Origin of the sequence: Kitasatospora sp. NPDC001547 (genome assembly GCF_042894165.1) — a bacterium.
Lineage (GTDB): Bacteria > Actinomycetota > Actinomycetes > Streptomycetales > Streptomycetaceae > Kitasatospora.
The window spans coordinates 348,443-368,473 of record NZ_JBIAVL010000004.1 but is presented as its reverse complement, the minus strand read 5'-3'; the positions used below and the strand labels follow the sequence as shown (position 1 = coordinate 368,473).

General features: G+C 75.3%; 15 protein-coding genes. 4 read left to right on the top strand and 11 right to left on the bottom strand.

The annotated features are described in order from the left end of the window. Positions 1–251: 251 nt before the first annotated feature. Positions 252–614, bottom strand: a complete 363-nt coding sequence (locus ACFY0X_RS09880) for a hypothetical protein (protein ID WP_387751389.1) — start codon at positions 612–614, stop codon at positions 252–254. Between the two features lie 252 nt (positions 615–866). On the opposite strand from ACFY0X_RS09880, the gene ACFY0X_RS09875 reads away from it, so the two are divergent. After that, positions 867–1,268: a YccF domain-containing protein gene (locus ACFY0X_RS09875; RefSeq protein WP_387751386.1), complete on the top strand. Its 402-nt coding sequence runs from the start codon at positions 867–869 to the stop codon at positions 1,266–1,268. A 76-nt stretch (positions 1,269–1,344) separates the two neighbouring features. Here the strand turns inward: ACFY0X_RS09875 and ACFY0X_RS09870 are convergent, their stop codons facing one another. The 9 genes from ACFY0X_RS09870 to ACFY0X_RS09830 all read right to left on the bottom strand — a co-directional run bounded on the left by ACFY0X_RS09870 (position 1,345) and on the right by ACFY0X_RS09830 (position 13,890). Continuing rightward, entirely contained in the window at positions 1,345–2,610 is a 1,266-nt protein-coding gene (locus ACFY0X_RS09870) for an APC family permease (RefSeq protein WP_387751384.1), read from the bottom strand. A gap of 145 nt (positions 2,611–2,755) precedes the next feature. Further along, complete coding sequence (locus ACFY0X_RS09865; protein ID WP_387751381.1) at positions 2,756–3,187, bottom strand: SRPBCC family protein; 432 nt, start codon at positions 3,185–3,187, stop codon at positions 2,756–2,758. A 111-nt stretch (positions 3,188–3,298) separates the two neighbouring features. After that, positions 3,299–4,930 carry an AMP-binding protein gene (locus ACFY0X_RS09860; protein ID WP_387751378.1) on the bottom strand — a complete coding sequence of 544 codons (1,632 nt, stop codon included), beginning with the start codon at positions 4,928–4,930 and terminating at the stop codon, positions 3,299–3,301. A 140-nt stretch (positions 4,931–5,070) separates the two neighbouring features. After that, on the bottom strand, positions 5,071–5,310 hold the full coding sequence (locus ACFY0X_RS09855) for a chaplin (protein ID WP_387751376.1): 240 nt from the start codon (positions 5,308–5,310) through the stop codon (positions 5,071–5,073). Positions 5,311–5,408: 98 nt separating this feature from the next. Further along, positions 5,409–5,786, bottom strand: coding sequence for a hypothetical protein (locus tag ACFY0X_RS09850; protein WP_387751373.1), 378 nt, complete (start codon positions 5,784–5,786; stop codon positions 5,409–5,411). Continuing rightward, complete coding sequence (locus tag ACFY0X_RS09845; protein ID WP_387751370.1) at positions 5,783–8,350, bottom strand: Hsp70 family protein; 2,568 nt, start codon at positions 8,348–8,350, stop codon at positions 5,783–5,785. Before ACFY0X_RS09845 ends, ACFY0X_RS09850 begins: the two co-directional genes overlap by 4 nt. A gap of 31 nt (positions 8,351–8,381) precedes the next feature. Then, positions 8,382–9,239, bottom strand: coding sequence for a nucleotide exchange factor GrpE (locus ACFY0X_RS09840; RefSeq protein ID WP_387751367.1), 858 nt, complete (start codon positions 9,237–9,239; stop codon positions 8,382–8,384). Continuing rightward, entirely contained in the window at positions 9,236–9,658 is a 423-nt protein-coding gene (locus ACFY0X_RS09835) for a hypothetical protein (RefSeq protein ID WP_387751365.1), read from the bottom strand. Before ACFY0X_RS09835 ends, ACFY0X_RS09840 begins: the two co-directional genes overlap by 4 nt. Positions 9,659–9,801: 143 nt before the next feature. Beyond that, complete coding sequence (locus ACFY0X_RS09830) at positions 9,802–13,890, bottom strand: hypothetical protein (RefSeq protein ID WP_387751363.1); 4,089 nt, start codon at positions 13,888–13,890, stop codon at positions 9,802–9,804. Between the two features lie 230 nt (positions 13,891–14,120). Here ACFY0X_RS09830 and ACFY0X_RS09825 point away from each other — a divergent pair, with 230 nt between their 5' ends. Beyond that, positions 14,121–15,908, top strand: a complete 1,788-nt coding sequence (locus ACFY0X_RS09825) for a hypothetical protein (RefSeq protein WP_387751360.1) — start codon at positions 14,121–14,123, stop codon at positions 15,906–15,908. A gap of 206 nt (positions 15,909–16,114) precedes the next feature. On the opposite strand, the gene ACFY0X_RS09820 is transcribed toward ACFY0X_RS09825, so the two are convergent. Next, entirely contained in the window at positions 16,115–18,358 is a 2,244-nt protein-coding gene (locus tag ACFY0X_RS09820) for a heavy metal translocating P-type ATPase (protein ID WP_387751358.1), read from the bottom strand. A gap of 246 nt (positions 18,359–18,604) precedes the next feature. Here ACFY0X_RS09820 and ACFY0X_RS09815 point away from each other — a divergent pair, with 246 nt between their 5' ends. Continuing rightward, positions 18,605–18,886 (top strand): metal-sensitive transcriptional regulator, encoded by a 282-nt coding sequence (locus ACFY0X_RS09815; protein ID WP_387751355.1) that lies wholly within the window; start codon positions 18,605–18,607, stop codon positions 18,884–18,886. Positions 18,887–18,943: 57 nt separating this feature from the next. Next, positions 18,944–19,894, top strand: coding sequence for a hypothetical protein (locus ACFY0X_RS09810; protein ID WP_387751353.1), 951 nt, complete (start codon positions 18,944–18,946; stop codon positions 19,892–19,894). Positions 19,895–20,031: the final 137 nt, after the last annotated feature.

Here is a 20,031-nt window from a genome sequence, read left to right as displayed (position 1 = left end):
CCGTGCAGCCTGGTGCTGCTGATCATCTCCATGCCACGCACTCTGCGTGTGATCGCCTCCCGCACAGGATTCGGCCACGCCCCCGGCCGAGCTGGACACGGCGCGCCGCGCCATCGCGGTGTCCCCGCGGAGCGAGCGCCCCGCGCCACCGTCTGCACCGTCATGGCCCGTCGCCTGCTGCCCTATCCGCAGTGAACGCACGGTCGCCCTCGGCGGCACCGTGATCATGCTCCACCGCCACCGGAGCTCCCCTACGACGGCGACGCTTCACCGTTTGCCGCTGAGGCTTCACCGGCGGTGCGGTCGTCGCGGTGACGGCCCAGTGCGCGGCCGAAGCGTTCGGTCAGGGCCGGCATCAGGCTCTGACCGTCGACGGGGCGGTCCAGGCCGAAGACGTAGCCGGGAAAGTCCAGGTCTTTCTGAACTGCCCAGATGGCTTCGTGCTGGTCGGGCGGCAGGATGCGGGCCGGGTCGCCGACTGCGACCCAACCGATCGGCACCATCGCATCAGCCGGCAGGACGGTGCGCAGGTGCACGACCGCGTTGATGCGGACCTCGGCGCGCGTGCCGATGTGGGCACCGTTGAAGACCCGGGAGCCGGTGGCCAGGAACACCTCGTCCTCCACCGTGCAGCCGGTCAGGTAGGACTGGGGTCCTACCAGGACCTGGTCGCTCGTGCAGGTAGCGCAATGGGGCCAGAACCCAACCTCTTCATCATTTCGTGGTCCCCGACATGGAGCGACCTCGATGTTCGTCAGCTCACCCGGACCGGACCCTGAGGATCGACCCCTAAGGGCGTAGATGCGTTCGTCGGCGGGCATGGCAGGTCATAGTGCAACGCCATCAGCCATGAGAAGGTACCGAGCATGAGTGCCCTGAAGTTCGTCCTCAATGTCATCTGGCTGCTTTTCTGCGGCATTTGGATGGCTCTCGCCTATGTGCTCGCCGGAGTTATCTGCTGCGTACTTGTCATTACCATCCCATTCGGCATTGCTTCATTCCGGATCGCCGGCTTCATCCTGTGGCCGTTCGGGCGCACGGCGGTGGAACGGCCGGACGCCGGGCCGGCGTCCTGCGTGGGGAACGTCATCTGGCTGGTCTTCGCCGGGTGGTGGCTGGCGCTCGGGCACCTGATCACCAGCATTCCGCTGTTCCTGTCGGTCATCGGCATCCCCTTCGGGTGGGCCAACCTGAAGATGATCCCGATCTCGCTGATGCCGCTCGGCCGCGAGATCGTGCCGACCGACCGGGAATGGGGCGCGCGGTAATCCGTACCGACCTCACCGATGGCCGGCGCAGGGCAGCAGCCCTCGCCGGCCGTCGGCGTTCCCGGTCCTCCGGGGCTCAGGCCCGGGCGAGGGCCTTGCGGGCGAGGTAGGCGGCGGCGCCGAGGGCGAGGACGGCGGCGCCCTGGAGGACGGAGGCGGCGGGGAGGGCGAAGGCGAGGGCGAGGCAGCCGACGAGGCCGAGGACGGGGACGGCGCGCGGGGGGCGGCCCTCGGCGGGGGTGAGGGTCCAGGCGGCGGCGTTGGCGACGGCGTAGTAGGCGAGGACGCCGAAGGAGGAGAAGCCGATCGCGCCGCGGACGTCGCCGAGGGCGGCGGCGACGGCGACCACCGCGCCGACGGTCAGCTCGGCCCGGTGCGGGACTCCGAAGCGGGGGTGGACGGCGGCCAGGGCGTGCGGGAGGTGGCGGTCCCGGGCCATCGCCAGGGTGGTGCGGGAGACGCCGAGGATCAGGGCGAGCAGCGAGCCGAGGGCGGCGACCGCCGCACCGGCCCGCACCACCGGGGCGAGGGCGGGCGCTCCGGCGGCCCGTACGGCGTCGGCCAGCGGCGCGGCGCTGTGGGCGAGCCGGTCGGGGCCGAGGACGGCCAGGACGGCGAGGGCCACGGCGGCGTAGACCACCAGGGCGATGCCGAGGGCCAGCGGGATCGCCCGGGGGATGGTGCGCCGCGGGTCGCGGACCTCCTCGCCGAGGGTGGCGATCCGGGCGTACCCGGCGAAGGCGAAGAACAACAGGCCGGCGGCCTGGAGCACGCCGTGGAAGCCCGCGTCCGCACCCGGGGCCCAGCGGCCGGTGTCGGTCTCACCGCTCGTCAGACAGGCGGTGACGACGGCGGCCAGCACCGCCAGGACGACGGCCACGATCGCCCTGGTCAGCCAGGCGGCCTTCTGCACGCCGACGTAGTCGACGGCGGTCAGCGCCACCACGGCGGCGACCGCGACGGCGTGGGCCTGGGTCGGCCAGACGTAGGAACCGACGGTGAGGGCCATCGCGGCGCAGGAGGCGGTCTTGCCGACCACGAAGCCCCAGCCGGCCAGGTACCCCCAGAAGTCGCCGAGCCGCTCCCGGCCGTAGACGTAGGTGCCGCCGGACCGCGGGTAGCGGGCGGCCAGCCGGGCCGAGGAGGTCGCGTTGCAGTACGCCACCGCACCGGCCAGCGCCAGCCCGACCAGCAGCCCCGAGCCGGCGGCCCCGGCGGCGGGCGCCAGCGCGGCGAAGACGCCCGCGCCGATCATCGAGCCCAGCCCGATCACCACGGCGTCGAACACCCCCAGGTGCCGCCGCAGCTCCCCCGGTCCTGCCGCCGTCGGCGACGAACTCATGCCCCGCACCTCTCCCGCTCCGGCTTCGACGTCGGCGCACCCTACCGGAGGGAGGGAAACGGCGGGCGCCGGACGGACCGCGGACGAGCACCGGGCGCCGCGCGGACGCGCCGGTGGGAAGGCGGCCCGCCCCGGGGAGCGGCGGTCAGCGGCCGAGCCGGTCCTCCAGGGCGCGCAGGTCCGCCGTGAGCGCGGCCCGGACCGGGCGGGACGCCAGCGGGCCGGCCAGGCGGAAGCCGCCACGGACGCGGATGCGGGCGAAGGTGCCGTTCAGGGTGGGCTCGAAGGTGTAGGTGACCCGCATCGGCATCGGCCCGGCGACGGAGACCATGTCGAGCACCGTCGGCGGGTCGTGGCGCGCCACCCGCAGCACGTACGAGAAGGACCTGCCCAGGAAGTGCGCGGTCCGGGTGACCTCCGCGCCCACGCCGAAGCCGCCGCCGTCGGCCTCCCGGGTGAGGGTGGCGTCGCGGATGCCCCTGGTCCACGCGGAGTCGTGGCGCCAGTCCATCGCGTAGGCGGCGACCGTGGCGGGCGGGAGGGGGATCAGGCGTTCCACTGTGACGTCGAGGGGCATGATCACACTCTCCCGCCGGGCGGGCCACCGCGCTCCCCGGACGCACCGGGGGCGAGGGCCGAACGGGCGAACCCGGTCCGGCCCGGCGGCCTGTCACGGCCCGAGGGGCCGTCAGAGCCCCAGGATCCGCTGCGCCTGCGCCCGCATCTCGACCTTGCGGATCTTCCCGGTGACCGTCATCGGGAACTCCTCGACCACGTGCACGTAGCGCGGGATCTTGACGTGGGCGAGCCGGCCGGCACAGTACGCGCGGACGGTCTCGGCGGTGAGCGGCTCGGCGCCCTCCCGCATCCGGATCCAGGCCATCAGCTCCTCGCCGTACCTAACGTCGGGGACGCCGATCACCTGGACGTCGAGGACGTCCGGGTGGGTGTGGAGGAACTCCTCGATCTCGCGCGGGTAGAGGTTCTCGCCGCCGCGGATCACCATGTCCTTGATCCGGCCGGTGATGGCGAGGTAGCCGTCCTCGTCCATCACCGCGAGGTCCCCGGTGTGCATCCAGCGGGCGGCGTCGACGGCCTCGGCGGTGCGCTCGGGCTCGCCCCAGTAGCCGAGCATGACGGAGTAGCCGCGGGTGCACAGCTCGCCGGGTTCGCCGCGCGGGACGGTCCTGCCGGTGGCCGGGTCGACGACCTTGACCTCCAGGTGCGGGCCGACCCGGCCCACCGTGGCGACCCGCCGCTCGACCGGGTCGTCGACCCGGGTCTGGGTGGAGACCGGCGAGGTCTCGGTCATGCCGTAGCAGATGGAGACCTGCGTCATGCCCATCCGCCCGATGACCTCCTTCATCACCTCGCTGGGGCAGGGCGAGCCGGCCATGATGCCGGTGCGCAGGCTGCCGAGGTCGTAGCGGTCGAAGTCCGGGTCGGCCAGTTCGGCGATGAACATGGTCGGTACGCCGTACAGCGAGGTGCAGCGCTCGGCGGCGACGGCGGCCAGGGTGGCACCGGGCTCGAAGGAGGGGGCCGGGATGACCGCGCAGGCGCCGTGCGAGGTGGCCGCCAGGTTGCCCATCACCATGCCGAAGCAGTGGTAGAAGGGCACCGGGATGCAGATCCGGTCCTGCTCGGTGTAGTCGAGCAGCTCGCCCACGAAGTAGCCGTTGTTGAGGATGTTGTGGTGCGAGAGGGTCGCGCCCTTGGGGAAGCCGGTCGTCCCGGAGGTGTACTGGATGTTGATCGGGTCGTCGGGGGACAACTCGGCCTGGCGCTCGGCGAGTCGGGCCGGGTCGGCCCGCCTTCCGGCGGCGGTCGTGGCGTCCCAGTCGGAGCTGCCGATCAGCAGAACGCGCTCCAACCCGGGGCAGCGGGGCCGGACTTCCTCGATCATCCCGGCGTAGTCGGAGGTCTTGAAGCGCTCGGCGGCGACCAGCAGCCGGATCCCGGCCTGGTTCAGCACGTACTCCAACTCGTGGGCGCGGTAGGCCGGGTTGACCGTGACCAGGATCGCGCCGAGCTTGGCGGTGGCGTACTGGGTGAGCGTCCACTCCGCGCAGTTGGGGGCCCAGATGCCGACCCGGTCCCCCTTGGCGATCCCGAGCTCCAGCAGGCCGAGCGCCAACGCGTCGACTTCGGCGGCGAGTTCGGCGTACGTCCAGCGGCGGGCGGTGGCCCGGTCGACCAGGGCGTCGCGGTCCGGGAAGGCGCGCACCGCGCGGTCGAGGTTCTCCCCGATGGTGTCGCCGAGCAGCGGGACGTCCGAGGCGCCGGAGGCGTAGCTGCGCGGGATCGGCGTGGTCGGCACGGGCTGGCTCCTGGGGACGGCGGTGCGGGACAGGGACCATGGTCGCGGTCCGGTGCCCCGCACCGCCACCCCCGAACGGGGGTACCGACACGGCGCCGGGGCCGCCCGTCGCTCTCGACGGACGGCCCCGGCGCGCGGGGTCACTGGTTGATGCAGATGTTGCCGAACGCCGGGTTGAGGATCCCGATGACGTCGATCGAGTTCCCGCAGACGTTGGCCTCCAGGTTGATCGGGACCTGGATCACGTTGCCGGACAGGATGCCGGGCGAGCCGATGGCGGCACCGTTGGCGGTGGCGCTGCCGGCGAAGGCGGTCCCGGTTCCGGCGAGGACCGCCGCCGCGGTCAGGGCGGTGGCGGCGAGGGTGGTACGCATACGCATTGCGTCGCTCCTTGTGAGCAGGGCGGTTCGAAGTGTGACGATCACACTCGCTTACGATCACAAGCGATCCGGTCCGCCGCACGCGGGATTGGCCCGTCCTAGGGAGTGTCGCCCTCCCCACCGTCCTCCCGGCCCCCCGCCGCCGGGGCCGCCGAACCGGCGACGCTCAGTGATCCCAGCAGGTCCCGGGCCGGACGCAGCCCCGGCTCGGCCGCCACCGCACGGTGCAGCAGCCCGAGCGCGAGCGCCCCGTCACCGGCCGCCAGGGCCTGGAGCGCCCGGTTGTAGTCGATCCGTCCGGCGTAACGCAGCCGGAACAGCACGGACAGGTCCTCCCGGCAGGACGGGCAGCGCAGCGTCCCCGGGTCCGCGGGCACCCTGCACAGCGGGCAGGGCACCTCGGGCGCCTCCGGGTCCTGCGGGCCCTGCGAACCCGCCACGGCCTCCGCGGCCTCCAGGTCTTCCACGGCGCTCATCGCGGCCCCGCCTCCTCCGGCCGGACCGGGCCGAGCGACTCCTGGGCCGGCTCGCTGCCCAGCTCCCGCTGCGCCTGCGCGTACAGGGCCAGCAGGTTCGACATGTGGGTGTTGACGTCCGCCATGTTGGGCGCCTCCACGGCCGCGTCCAGCCCGCGCAGCTCGGCCATGATCAGCTGGGCCAGCGCGGGCGAGACCATGTTCTGGGTCACGTAGACGTTGCACATGGTGAGCATCCGCATGGTGTGCCCGAGCGCGTCGCACAGCTCGTCCGCCTTCTGGGCCGCGCGCACCGCGCCCTCCCAGTCGGCGGCCTCCCGGCGCAGCCGCAGCTCGGCGGCCACCGACCGCAGCCGGTCCAGGTCGCTCGGGTCGAGGTGCTTCTCGCAGTAGTGGATGAACAGGCTCAGGTACGCCTCGGAGCCGCGCACCCAGCGCTGGGCCTTGAGCTGCTGCTGGGCCCGCTCCAGCGCGGCGTCCACGGACTGGCCGCGGGTCTGCCCGGCCGCCAGGTCGTCCAGGGTGTCCATCAGCCGCTGGGCCTCGCGCATCTCGGCCTCGGTCAGCTCGCCGCCCCAGCGGTCGGTGAAGGTCTCGATCTGCCGCTGCTGCTCCTCGACCTGCACCTTCAGCTCGGGGTCGAGGGTGACCCGCTCCAGCTTGACGGTCTTCTCGGCGCCGCCCTGGATCCGCACCGACAGGGTGATGGTGCGGTCCCGGTCGAGGCCGAAGGACACCTCCACCGGGGTGCGGCCGCCCAGGCCCTCGGGCAGCCGCAGGGTGAGGTGGCCGATCAGCTCGTTCTGCTGGGCGATCTCGTGCTCGCCCTCGTAGACCGCGACCTCCAGCCGCTGCCGGCCACTGCCGGAGACCACGAACTCCCGGCTGACCGGCGAACTCGTCGGGTAGCTGGTGTTCTTGGGGATGATGACGGCGAGCCGGCCGTCGTTCAGCTCGATGCCGAGGTTCTTCGGCGTGATGTCGAACGGGTTGGTGACCTGCGCCAGCTCGCCGCAGCCCGGGCAGACCTCGCAGCCGGGCGGGTTGACCACGCCGCAGGAGGCGCAGCGCAGGCCGACGTCCTCGGCGGCGGTGGTGGCCACCTTGGTGTGGCCGGGGGCGGCCGAGTTGAGCGGCTCGCCGCACAGTTCGCAGGCCGTGACGCCGGGGGCGGCCGGGGTGCCGCAGCGCGGGCAGTTGCCGCCGTGCACCACGGCGGTGGTGCCGGTCTGCCGCGGGATCGCCGCGCCGCCGCCCGAACCGTCCAGCGCCTGCTCGCACTTGGGGCAGGCGGAGGCCTCGGCGTCGACCGGGATGTGGCAGGTCGGGCAGGAGATCCGGGCGCCGCCGAGCAGGGTGGTGGCGCAGTTGGCGCAGTTGGAGGCGGACAGGTCACCGGGGGCCCGGCACTCGGGGCACTCCACCTCGCCGACCAGCGCGGACTGCACGGCCGCGCCGAGCGCCACGCACTGCATCGGGTTGACGCCCCGCCGGATCCGGCGGGGGCCGAAGACCTCGCCGAGCCGGCGGGCGACCAGCGGGATCGCGGTCGAGCCGCCGACCAGCACCACCTCGTCGATGTCCCCGACGGTCAGGTTGGCCTGCATGATGGCCTTGTGGGTCAGCTCGATGGTGCGCTCGATCCGGCCCTCGATCAGCTCCTCGAAGCGGGCCCGCTCGAACTCCGTCTCCAGCACCAGCTGCCCGGCGCCCAGGCCCGGCAGGATGACCTCGGAGGACTCCTGGTTGGAGAGCTCGATCTTGATGGTCTCGGCGGTGGCGGCGATCTTGGGACGGTCGCGCAGGTCCGGCTGGTACTCCGAGCCGTACTCCTCGCGGATGTCCTCCAGCAGCGCGGTGGTGATCCCGCGGTCGAAGTCGTCGCCGCCGAGCAGGTTGTCGCCCTCGATGCCGAGCACCGAGACCGAGCCGGGCACCAGCAGCAGGATCGAGATGTCGAAGGTGCCGCCGCCCAGGTCGTAGACCAGGACGGTCCTGCCCTCGTCGCCCGCCTCCGAGGTGATGCCGTAGGCGAGGGCGGCGGCGGTCGGCTCGTTGATGATCCGCAGCACGTGCAGGCCGGCCATCCGGCCCGCCTCCTGGGTGGCCGCGACCTGCCGCTCGCCGAAGTACGCGGGGACGGTGATGACGGCCCGGGGGAAGGGCTCGCCGAAGCGCTGCTCGGCGTCCTCCTTGAGGCGGTGCAGGATGATCGCGGAGATCTCGATCGGGGTGTACGAGCGGCCGTTGAACCAGACGTTGACGTCACCGTCGGTGCCCGCGGTGACCTTGTAGTCCACCTCCTTCAGGGCCGCCTGGACCTGCGGGTCCTTGAACTTGCGGCCCATGAAGCGCTTGACCGAGCGGATCACGTTGGCGCCGTCGATGGCGATCCGGCTGCGCGCGGTGGAGCCCACCAGCAGCTCGCCCTTGCGGCCGCTGCCGACCACGGAGGGCGTGGCCTCCTGGTTCTGCCGGTTGAAGATGATCTCCGGCTCGCCCCGGCGCAGGTGGGCGACCACCGAGTTGGTGGTGCCCAGGTCGATGCCGAGTGTGCGGTACATGTCGTTCCCCTCTTGCCCCTCGTGGTCCTGGCTACTTCTTGCGCTTGGCCTGCTTGGCCACGGCCTTGCCCCGGCGCCGGGCGCGGGGCGGGACCGCCTTGGGCTGGGCGCGGACGACCGGCGCGGCGACGGCGGTGACGGCGGCGGTGACGGCGGCGGTGACGGCGGCGGACGGCTCGTCCTCGACGGGCCCGGGCGGCTCGGGTGCCCCGGGTGCCTCAGGCGCCGCCGGAGTCCCGGGGCCGGCGGCCTCGGCCTCGACGGGTCCGACGGGTCCGGGCGTCGTCGGTGCGGGGCCCGCGGGCTCCGACAGTGCGTGGTCCGTCGCCGGCTCCCGGGGATCCGGCTGCGGGTCCGGCTCCGGTGCGGCGACCACCACCTGGGCCCGGCGCAGCACCTCGTCCCCCCAGAAGAACCCGGTCACCACCGTCCGCACCACCGTCTCCGGCGCCACCCCGGACCGGGCCTCGGTGCCCACGATCTCGGTCAGGTCCGGGTCGGCCGTCATGCCCTCCAGCCGCATCGGCCGCACCTTGGCCTTGGCGAGCTGCCCGAGCAGCCGCCGCCGGGTGGCCTCCAGGCCGGCGCCGCGGCCGAGCGCCACCAGCTCGCGGTCCAGGCCGAGGGCGGCGAGCGCGTCGTCCACCTCGACCAGGATGCCCAGCAGTTCGCGCTGTTCGGCCCGGGCGGCCTGCTTCTGCTCGGTCAGCTTGCTGCCCAGCAGGGAGGCCCGGAAGAGCAGCCGGCCGAAGGCCTGCTCCAGGTCGACCTCCTCGACGCCGGGCGGGACCTCCAGCGGCCGGTGGCCGTCGGGCAGGGCGGCGCCGGGCGCCTCGGCGGGCGCGTCTGCGGGTGCTCCGGTGGGCGCGTCGGCGGGTGCGTCGGTCATTCGGGTACCTCGATCTGCGGCAGCACGGACAGGTCCGCCGCGTAGCGGGCGGGGACGGGCGGTTCGGGGTCGGCACCGCCGGGGGCGGGCTCGGCGAAGTCGGCGGCCAGCTCGGCCCGGTGGAGGACGGCCAGGGCGGTGGGCGGCAGCGGCGGGCGCTCGATCACCAGCAGCGGTTCGGCGAGGGCCGGGGCGAGCAGCTCGGCGGCCCGGTCGACCGGCTCCGGCGGGAGGGGCTGCTGGAGGTCCGCCTCCAGGCGCCGGTCCGGGTTGCGCAGCAGCGCGGCGGCCTCCTGGATCTGCTGGCGGCTGTACCGGCCGGCCCGCATCGCCGGTCCGACGGCGAGGTTGATCTCGCGCACGCCGGCCGTGAGCGGGATGCCCAGGACCTCGTACGGCGACGGTTCGTGCAGTGGCATGGCGGGCGGTCTCTCTCCTCACGGTGGCGGGACTGCTCGGGTGGCTCGGACTGCTCGGGTGGCTCGGGCTGCTCGGACGACTCGGCCGGCGGCGCGACCGCGGCGTACGGTCTAGGACGACGCCGACTGCCGTGCGGTTGCCGTCAGTAGAGCGAGTTGATCCGCCTCTGCATGGTCCGCAGCTCGACGTCGTCCGGGCTGTGCTCGACGGCCTTGCGGGCCAGGTCGCGGGCCTCGCGCAACTGCCGGGCGTTGGCCCGCTGGACGGCGTACGAGCCGTAGACGATGCCGAGTTCGCGGTGCAGCTTGCCGGTGTCCTCCGGGGTGCGGGACAGGCCGAGGGCCTCCTCCAGCAGCCGGACCGCCTCGGGGTAGCGGCGGGCCTCGTAGTGGCCGATCGCCTCGCCGCGCCAGACGCTGACCATCAGCCGGCGGATGTCGGCCGAGTCGTCGTAGGACCTGGCCTTCTGGAGCATCGCGGCCTGGGCGGTGAACGGCTGGTCCTGCATGGCGTCCACCACGTGGTTGGCGAGCATCACCGAGACCCGGCGCGGGGCCTCCTGGTCGACGACGCCCTCCCACTCCGGGTCGGCGCGCAGCGCCTCGGCCATCCGCTCGACGGCCCGGCGGCGGTCGTCGGCGAAGGCGGCCGAGCGGGCGAGGTGGCGCAGCACGAAGGCGAGGCCGAGCCGGTGGTCCGGGTCGGGGTTGAGTTCGATCAGCGCCCGCCAGGCCTCGGCGGCCTCCTCCAGTTCCGCGTCGGTGGCGTCGGGACGGCTGAGCTGGCCGGCCCGGTTGCCGAGGGCGGCCTCCAGGAAGTGCCGGGCGGTCGGGTCGCCCGGGGCCAGCTCCATGCTCTTCTCCAGCAGGGCGAGGGCGCGGGGGTAGTCCTTGTCCTCGTTGTTGATCTTGCGTGCCCACTGGGCGTAGGTGGCGCCGAGGTCGCCCCGCACCTCGGGGTCGTCGGGGGCCAACGCCAGGGCCTTCTCCAGAAGTTCGGCGGCGCCGGCCTGGTCGTCCAGGCTGTTCTTGAGCAGTGCGCGGGCGGCCCGGACGCCGGACTCGGCGGCGATCGCGGCGGCGTCGGCGGGCAGCCGGGCGCCGGGGACGGAGCGGGCGCGGGTGAGGCTCTCCAGGGCCTCGCGCCAGTCCTGGTTGCGGTGGTGCTCGCGGGCCTGGCTGACCAGGGACTCGCCGAGCAGCGCCTGCCAGTCCTCGCCGCGCCGCTGCTCGGGCACCGCGTCCAGGGCGGCGACGGCGGCGGCCTGCCGGCCCTGGAGCTGGAGGTAGCGCTGCGGCCCGAGCTCGCCGAACAGGCCGAGGGCCCGGACGGGCGCGGGCGCGTCGGGGCCGGCGGGCCGCCGCCAGGGCCGGACGGCCTGCTCGAAGGCCTCGGCCCAGCCGGCCGGTCCGCTCCCGGCGCGGAGCAGCCGGTCGAGGGCGGGGCCGAGTGCGAGGCGGCGGGCCGGGCGGCCGGGCAGGGTGATCCGGATGTCCTCCTGGGCGAAGGCGTCCGCGCAGTGGGTCTCCATGCCGAGGCGCAGCGTCCAGGCGGTGACCTCGTCGCCGCTGAGCCCGGCGGCCCGGTCCAGGGCGCGCAGGTCGTCGCGGAGGCGGTCGAGCAGCCCGGTACGGGCGGCGGCCAGCCGCTGGGGTTCGGCGGTGCGGCCGGTGATCCGGGCGGACTCGGCCCACAGGTCGGGCTGGTGCAGGGCGGCGACCAGGCAGCCGAGCGTCCAGTCCCAGACCTCCTCGTCGGAGGCCTCGGCGCCGGCCGCGAGCCGGTAGCCGGCCAGGCCGAGCGCGTGCAGCAGCCGGGGGTGGGCCGGGTCGTCGAGCAGCAGCGCGCGGTAGCCCTCCCAGGCCTCCCGGTGGCGGCCGTCGAGGGCGGCCTGGTGGGCCTCGTGCTCGGCGAGCAGGACGAGCGCGCCGGCCGCCCGCTCCTGGCCGGGGGCCAGTCGCAGCGCCTCGCGCAGGTCGACGGCGGCCCGGCCGGGCCGGTCGGCGGCGAGGGCGGCGCCGGCCCGGCGGACCAGCACGGCGGCGCGGGCCTGCCCGGCGTCCTCGGGCAGACCGGCCAGGGCCTCGTCCGGTCGGCCGAGTTCGGCGCGCAGCAGGGCGAGGTCGGTGCGGACGGGCGCGCCGGCGGCGCCGTCGCCGAACGCCTCGGCCCAGCGGGCGAGCACGGGTTCGGCTTCCTCGGGGGTGCCGGCCCGGCGGGCGCAGTCGAGGACGGCGCGCAACGCGGGGGCGGCGCAGTGGACGCAGCGGGGCGAGGCGGCGGCCCCGGGGGCGTGCTGGTGGTCGGGGCAGGCCTCGCGGCCGCAGCCGCCGCAGGTGGCGGCGGCGGGGCGGTCGCAGAGCGCGCAGTCGCCGGTCGGCGCCGGGCTCTGCGCCGTACCGGAGGCCAGGAAGTGCCGGTACCAGTCCAGGGCGGCGGCCCAGTTGCCGGCCCGTTCGGCGAGCAGGGCGCGCAGCCGGGCGGTCGCCGGGTCGCCGGCCGGGTCGGGCGGGCCGAGCAGGGCGATCGTCCGGGCCGGACGGCCCGCCAGCAGGGCGACGGCGGCCAGGTGGTAGCGGTCGCGCAGGCCGCTGCCGGCGTCGAGCAGGGCGGCGACCGGCTCCGGGTCGCCCTCGGTCAGGGCGAGGGCGGCGCGCAGCCGGGCCTGGCGGTGGGTGAGGGCGCCGGGCAGGGTGTCGGCGAGGGCGAGCGCGGCGGCGGCGCGGCGGCGCGGCTCGGCGTGGTCGCGGCCGGTGACCAGCAGGTGGGCGGCCTCGCGCAGGGCGGCCTCGCGCAGCGCGGCGCGGTAGCCGGGGGCGGCCGGGTGCTCGGCGGCGGCCCGCTGCCAGAGTTCGCGGGCGGCCGTCGGGTCGGCGGCCAGCCGGGTGCGGGCGAGCCGGTCCCGGGCCAGGGCCCGGCGGGGGTTCAGGTCCTCGTCGTCCAGCGCCTCCCAGCGGGCGAGGGCGCCGGCCGGGTCGTCGGTGCGGGCGAGGGCGAGGCCGTGGTGGAAGGCGGCGATGGTGGTCCAGCGGGTGCCCGGTTCGGTGTCGGCCTCGGCGCGCAGGACCGGTTCGGCCTCCTCGGCCTGTCCGGCGGCGAGCAGGGCGGCGCCGAGCCGGACCCTGGCGGGGCGCCAGTCGGGGGCCCCGCCGAGGCCGGCCCGGTAGTCGGCGGCGGCCTCGGCGAAGCGCTCGGCCCGTTCGTGGACCAGGGCGAGGCCGAACCGGGCCGGGGCGAAGTCGGGTCGGACGGTGAGGGCGGCGGCGAACTGCTCCCGGGCCTGCTCGTCGGCGCCGAGCAGCAGGGCGAGCCGGCCGAGGGCGTAGCGGGGGCGGGGGTCGGTCGGGCTCTCGCCGGTGGCGGCCGCGAGGTCGGCCCAGGCCTCCTCGGTGGCGCCCAGGCGCTGGCGGGCCAGGCCGCGGAAGAGCAGGCCGTCGGTGCGCAGGGCCGGGCCGCGCCCCCACGGGGAGGGTTCGCCGGGGCCGCGGCGCAGTGCCTCGTCGAAGGCGGTGACGGCGGGTTCGTCGCGGTGCAGGGTGTAGAGCTGGGCGCCCCAGCGGAACCAGAGCTCTCCGCTTCCGGCGGGGGCCGCGGCGGCGAGCAGGGCCTCGGCCTCGGCGGCCCGGTCGGTGGTGTTCAGCAGGGCGGCCCGGGCGAGCACCGGCCAGTCCCGGCCGGGCAGGGCGGCGAGGGCGCGGGCGGTGACGTCCTCGCGCTGGTCGGGGGCGCCGTCGCGGCAGCGGTGCTGCAGCCAGTCGACGGTTCGGGCGGCGGCCTCGGCCTCCTCACCGGGTTCGGCGCCGGCGGCGGTGGCCTGGAGGAAGGCGAACAGCGGGCCGAGGTCGCCGTCGGCGGCCCGCATCCGCTCCTCGGCGAGACGGCGCAGGCTCCACCGGGGCAGCTGCCGGGCCGGGTCGGCGAGCAGCGGGTAGGCCTCGCGGTGCAGGGCGAGGGTGGCCTGCTGGTCGCCGGTGGGGATGGTGGCCTCGGCCTGGCCGAGCAGTGCGAGACCGCGCTGCGGGCGCAGTTCCTCGGGGGCGTCGGCGAGCCGGCGGGCCAGCCGGGCGTAGCGGCGGCGGGCCTGGGCGGCCTGCCCGGCGGCGAGCCGTTCGGCGGCCGCCGCCAGGGCCTTCGCCACCGCCGCGGCGTCCAGAGCCCGCCGGCGGACCAGGACAACGGCGGCCGCACCGGCCAGCGCCATCACGACCAGCAGCACCGCTATCAGCGCCATGCACCGTCCCCCTGAGTTCGGACACCACCCATCTCATGATCAACTGGCGTGGAGCGATCATGAGTTGACGTCATGTCGTGATGTTGCTCGAGCGCCATCAGAATAGGCCCTCGGTCGGACGGACGAACAGGAGAGAGCACTATCCTGGGCATCACATCAACAGCAGGACGACAGCACAGCAGCGGCGCGCGGACGGCGCGTCACCAGCGGTCAGAAGCGTCGGGGGTCGTGTGTCCGAGTCGCGTTGGGTGCCCGGCCTCCGGTTCGGGCCGGAGTTCGACCCCGAGCAGTACGAGCTCCTGGAGTTCCACCACCGGGGCGGCGAGGCCGAGGTGTGGCGGGCGGTGCGCACCGGGCACAACGGACGCAAGGAGCTGGTCGCCGCGAAGATCATGCTGGAGCGCGACCCGGCCGAGGTGCGGCGCTGGCTCGGCCGCTGGGACGACGTCTCGCACAACGCGCACCGGTTGGGCGTCACCGACCTGGTGGTGCCCAGCTTCCTGCTCGGCCCCTCCCCGCACCGGCCCGGCACCCCGCCCGGCGGCGCGCTGCTCGGCTACCAGATCTCGCCCTGGGTCGAGGGCGTACCGCTGCACACCTGGGCGCGCGGCCAGCGCGGCGGCCCGCCGGCGGTGGCCGAGGTGCTGAGCCGGCTCTGCCGGATCGTCGACGAGCTGCACCGCAAGCGCTGGGTGCACCGCGACATCTCCCCCGCCAACGTCCTGGTGGACGGCCAGGGGCAGGTCAAGCTGATCGACCTGACCTTCCTCGCCCCGCTGGACCACACCCTGACCGTCGCGGTGTTCACCCCCGGGCACGTCCCGCCGGAGGCCGAGCAGGTGGGCGGCTTCCCGACCACCGCCAAGGACCTGTTCGCGGTCGGCACCCTCGCCCGCATCCTGCTGCTGCCCGACCACGGCCGGCTGGACCACCGGCTGGCCGCCGAGCAGGCCCGCGCCGAGCTGCTGGCGGCGGGCTACAGCGAGGAGTTGGCGCGCTGGGCCTGCGAGCCGCTGGCCCGCGAGCCGGACCGCCGCCCCTCCCCGCTCGGGCCGTGGGCCGCCCGGGGACGTGAACTGCTGCGCGCCCACCGGCCGGTGGCCCGGACCGCGGGCCTGGCCGTGCTGCCCGACCCGACCGGTCGTCCGCTGGTGGTCACCGGCGGCGCCGACGGCACCGCGCTGGCCGGTCCCGGCCACCTCGGCCGACGGCTCCCGTCCGGCCAGGGCCCTTCCGCCGTCCGCGAGTTGACGGCCGGCTGGGCCGGGACCCAGGGCGAGCTGGTGGTCTGCGCCGAGGACCGCGGCGGCACCCTGTGGGTCGGTACGGCGGGCGGCTGGTGGGAGGCGGCACGCGGGGTCAACGGCCTGGCGGGCGCGGCCGGTTCGGCCGGGGAGATGACCGTCTGGACGGCGGCCGGCGGCGCGCTGCGCTCCTACCGCTGGGCGCCCGGCCGCACCCTCACCGGCCAGGAGCACCCCGGCTGCCCGGCCGACCGGGTGCTCGCCGCCGAGGAGGAACGGCCCGGCGCCTGGCTGCTGCTGGTCGAGCACCGCGAGCGGGTGCTCAGCTGGCGGCCCGGAGCATCCGGACGGCCCCTCCCGGTGGGCCCGCCCGGCCCGCTGCGCGCCGGGGCGCTGGCCCGCACGTCCGCCGGGACGCAGGCCGCCACACTGCGGCCGGACGGATCGGTCCAGCTGCACACCCTCGGCGCGGCCGGGGCGGGGACCGAGATCGGCGACGGCGAGCCCTCGCTCGGCATCGCCATGGTCGGCCACCGCGGCGGCCCGACCCTCGCACTGGCCGGCGCGGGCGGCGTACGGCTGCGGCTGCCGGCCGGCGGCGCCTCCCGGCGGCCGCGCTGGTGGCGGCCGACGCTGCGCCCGGCCACCCGGGTCGCGCTGGCCATGGGCGACGACTGGCGGCTGTGCCTGGCGGCGGTGGTGGAGGGCGAGTTGCAGGTGTGGCAGGAGGACGCGGCGTACCGCTGGCAGGCGGTGGAGCTGCCGGAGGGGTGAATCCGCGGACGCCGAGGAGACCGCGGAGGCCGCGGAGGCGGGCGCCGACGGACCCGGACACGCCGAGGCCCCGGAACCCTGACGGGGGTTCCGGGGCCTCGGCCCGGCGGTGGGGAGTGGCTCGGTTCCGCGTCCACCGGTTCGCCGGTACCCGGTCACGCGGTCACTCGGCTGCTCGGCTGCTCGGCGCCCTCGCTGCCGGCCGCTCAGCGGAAGCGGCGCAGCCGCAGGCTGTTGCCGACCACGAAGACCGAGGAGAAGGCCATCGCGGCCCCCGCGATCATCGGGTTGAGCAGGCCGGCGGCGGCCAGCGGCAGGGCGGCGACGTTGTAGCCGAAGGCCCAGAACAGGTTGCTCTTGATGGTGCTCAGGGTCTTGCGGGAGAGCCGGATGGCGTCCGCCGCGGCCAGCAGGTCGCCGCGGACCAGGGTGAGGTCGCCGGCCTCGATCGCGGCGTCGGTGCCGGTGCCCATCGCCAGGCCCAGGTCGGCCTGGGCGAGCGCGGCCGCGTCGTTGACGCCGTCGCCGACCATCGCCACGACCTTGCCCTCGGCCTGCAGCCGCTTGACCGTGTCGACCTTGTCCTGCGGCATGACCTCGGCGATCACGTGCTCCGGCCTGATGCCGACCTCGGCCGCCACGGCCTCGGCGACCAGCCGGTTGTCGCCGGTCAGCAGCACCGGGGTCAGGCCCAGGGCGCGCAGCCTGCCGATCGCCTCGGCGCTGGTCGGCTTGACGGCGTCGGCGACCTCCAGCACGGCCCGGGCCTCGCCGTCCCAGCCGACCGCGATCGCGGTCCGGCCGGCCGCCTCGGCGGTGCGCTTGGCCTCGGCCAGCGCCTCGGGCAGCCGCTGCGACCACTCGTTCAGCAGGGCCTCCCGGCCGGCCACCACGGCGTGGCCGTCCACCACGCCCTGGACACCGAGGCCCGGGACGTTCTCGAAGCCCTCGACGGCGGGCAGTTCGCCGGCCTTGGCGGCGGCGGTGGCGATCGCCCGGGCGATCGGGTGCTCGGAGGCGTGCTCCAGGGCGCCGGCCAGGCGCAGCACCTCGGCCTCGGCCACGCCCTCGGCGGTGTGCACCGCGAGCAGGGTCATCTGGCCGGTGGTGACGGTGCCGGTCTTGTCCAGCACGATGGTGTCGACCTTGCGGGTGGACTCCAGGACCTCCGGGCCCTTGATCAGGACGCCCAGCTGGGCGCCGCGGCCGGTGCCGACCAGCAGGGCGGTCGGGGTGGCCAGGCCCAGCGCGCACGGGCAGGCGATGATCAGCACGGCCACCGCCGCGGTGAAGGCGGCGGTCCAGCCCTCGCCGGTGCCCAGCCAGTAGCCGAGGGTGGCCACCGCGAGGGTGATCACGATCGGCACGAAGACCGCGGAGATCCGGTCCGCGAGGCGCTGCGCGGCGGCCTTGCCGTTCTGCGCGTCCTCGACCAGCTTGGCCATCCGGGACAGCTGGGTGTCCGCGCCGACCCGGGTGGCCTCGACCACCAGGCGTCCGCCCGCGTTGACGGTGGCGCCGGTGACGCCGTCCCCGACCCCGACCTCGACCGGGACGGACTCGCCGGTCAGCATCGAGGCGTCCACCGCCGAGGCGCCCTCGACCACCACGCCGTCGGTGGCGATCTTCTCTCCCGGCCGGACCACGAAGCGGTCGCCCACGGCGAGGTCCGCGATCGGGATGCGCACCTCGGCGCCGCCGCGCAGCACCGTCACGTCCTTGGCGCCCAGTTCCAGCAGCGCCTTGAGCGCGGCCCCGGCGGTGCGCTTGGAGCGCGCCTCGAAGTAGCGGCCGGCCAGGATGAAGGCGGTGACGCCGGCCGCCGCCTCCAGGTAGATGTTGGACGAGCCGTCGGTGCGGGCGATGGTGAACTCGAAGCCGTGCCGCATGCCCGGCATCCCGGCGTCGCCGAAGAACAGCGCCCACAGCGACCAGAGGAACGCGGCGACGGTGCCGAGCGACACCAGGGTGTCCATGGTCGCGGCGCCGTGCCGGGCGTTGGTGAACGCGGCCCGGTGGAACGGCCAGGCGGCGTAGGTGACGACCGGCGCGGCGAGGGTCAGCGAGAGCCACTGCCAGTTGTCGAACTGGAGGGCCGGCACCATCGCCATCGCGATCACCGGCAGCGCGAGCCCCACCGCGGTGAACAGCCGCTGGCGCAGCGGGGCCAGTTCGTCGGCCGGCTCGGCCGGCTCGCCGCCCGCCCCCTCGGTGACCGGGGGCTTGGGCGGCGCCGCGGTGTAGCCGGTGGCCTCGACCGTCGCGATCAGGTCGGCGACCTCGACACCGCCCTCGAAGGAGACCTTCGCCTTCTCGGTGGCGTAGTTGACGCTGGCCGTGACCCCGTCCATCCGGTTGAGCTTCTTCTCGATCCGGGCCGCGCAGGAGGCGCACGTCATGCCGCCGATCGAGAGTTCCACCTCCGCCGAGGCGGGTGCCTGCGTAGTCATCGTCGCTCCTCGTGAACGTCAATCGTGCGGTTGCCGTGCGGTACGTTCGGCGGCCGGGCCTTCATACCGTGGAGGGGTATCGGGCGGTGCCGGGTTCAGTTATACCCCCGAGGGGTATCAGCCGCAAGCCTTGGCGATACCCCCGCTAGGTATTTTCTCGAAGGAACGATCCGCTTGACTTCATACCCCCATGGGGTATTCACTCGTGGCACACCGAGCCCCGCCGGACTCCTGAGGAGGGCCCCCATGGCCGGCTACCGCACCGACAAGGACCAGCTCCTGCGCCGACTGCGCCGCGTCGAGGGCCAGATCCGCGGCCTCCAGCGCATGGTCGACACCGACACCTACTGCATCGACACGCTGACCCAGGTCTCGGCCGCCACCAAGGCGCTCCAGTCCGTCGCCCTGCAGCTGCTCGACTCCCACCTCGCCCACTGCGTCCACGACGCCATCGCGGGCGGCGGCGCCGAGGCGGACGCCAAGGTCGCCGAGGCCGGCCAGGCCATCGCCCGGCTCATGCGGGCCTGAGCACCCGCCGCCCCTTCCCATCCGCTGCCCGCTCCGCGTCACGAGGAGAACCCCGCCATGAACACCCCGCTGCGCATCACCGCCTTCGCCGCCGGACTCGCCGCCGCCTTCGGCCTCGCCCTCGGCGTCGGCAACGCCACCGGCAGCGGCCCGTCCCCCAAGCCCGCCACCGCCGGGCACGCGGGGCACGCCGCCGACCCCGGCCGGGCGGCCGGGACCGCACCCGCCGCCGAGCACCTGCCCGGCGGGCTGCAGGTCTCCGAACGCGGCTACACGCTCAGCGTCGACACCCCCTTCGTGACCGCCGGCTCCCCCACCGACCTGCGGTTCCGCATCCTCGGCGCGGACGGCAGGCCCGTCACCGCCTACCAGCCGCAGCATGAGAAGGACCTGCACCTGATCGTCGCCCCGCGCGACCTGTCGACCTTCCAGCACCTGCACCCGACGCTGGCCGCCGACGGCACCTGGAGCGCCCCGACCGCCGTCCCCGCCGCCGGGGAGTACCGGGTCTTCGCGGACTTCACCCCGGCCGGCCAGAGCGAGGGCCTCACCCTCGGCGCCGACCTCCACGCCGCGGGCGACCTGCGACCCGCCCCGCTCCCGGAGACCGGACGGACCGTCACCGTCGACGGCTACACCGTCACCCTGGGCGGCGACCTCACCCCCGGGCGCAGCGGCCGGCTCACCCTGAGCGTCAGCAAGGACGGCAGGCCGGTCACCGACCTCCAGCCCTACCTCGGCGCGTACGGCCACCTCGTCGCGCTGCGCGCCGGCGACCTCGCCTACCTGCACGTCCACCCGGACACCACCGTCCCGGGCCCGGAGATCGGCTTCACCACCACCGCCCCGAGCAACGGCGCCTACCGGCTCTTCCTGGACTTCAAGCACGGGGACACCGTCCGCACCGCGGCGTTCACCCTGACCACCGACGGCACCACCGCCCCCGCGGCCCCGGCCGCCGCTCCCACCGCCCACCCGACCGGCGAGACGGGCGGCCACCAGCACTGAACAGGCGCGACAGCAGAGAGGTGGGGGGGGGGGGGGGGGGGGGGGGGGCGCGCGCGCCGGCCGGGGCGGGGGGGGGGGGGGGGGGGGGGGGCCCCCGCGCGCCCCCCCGGCCCCCCGCCCGTCCGCCGGGCGGCCGG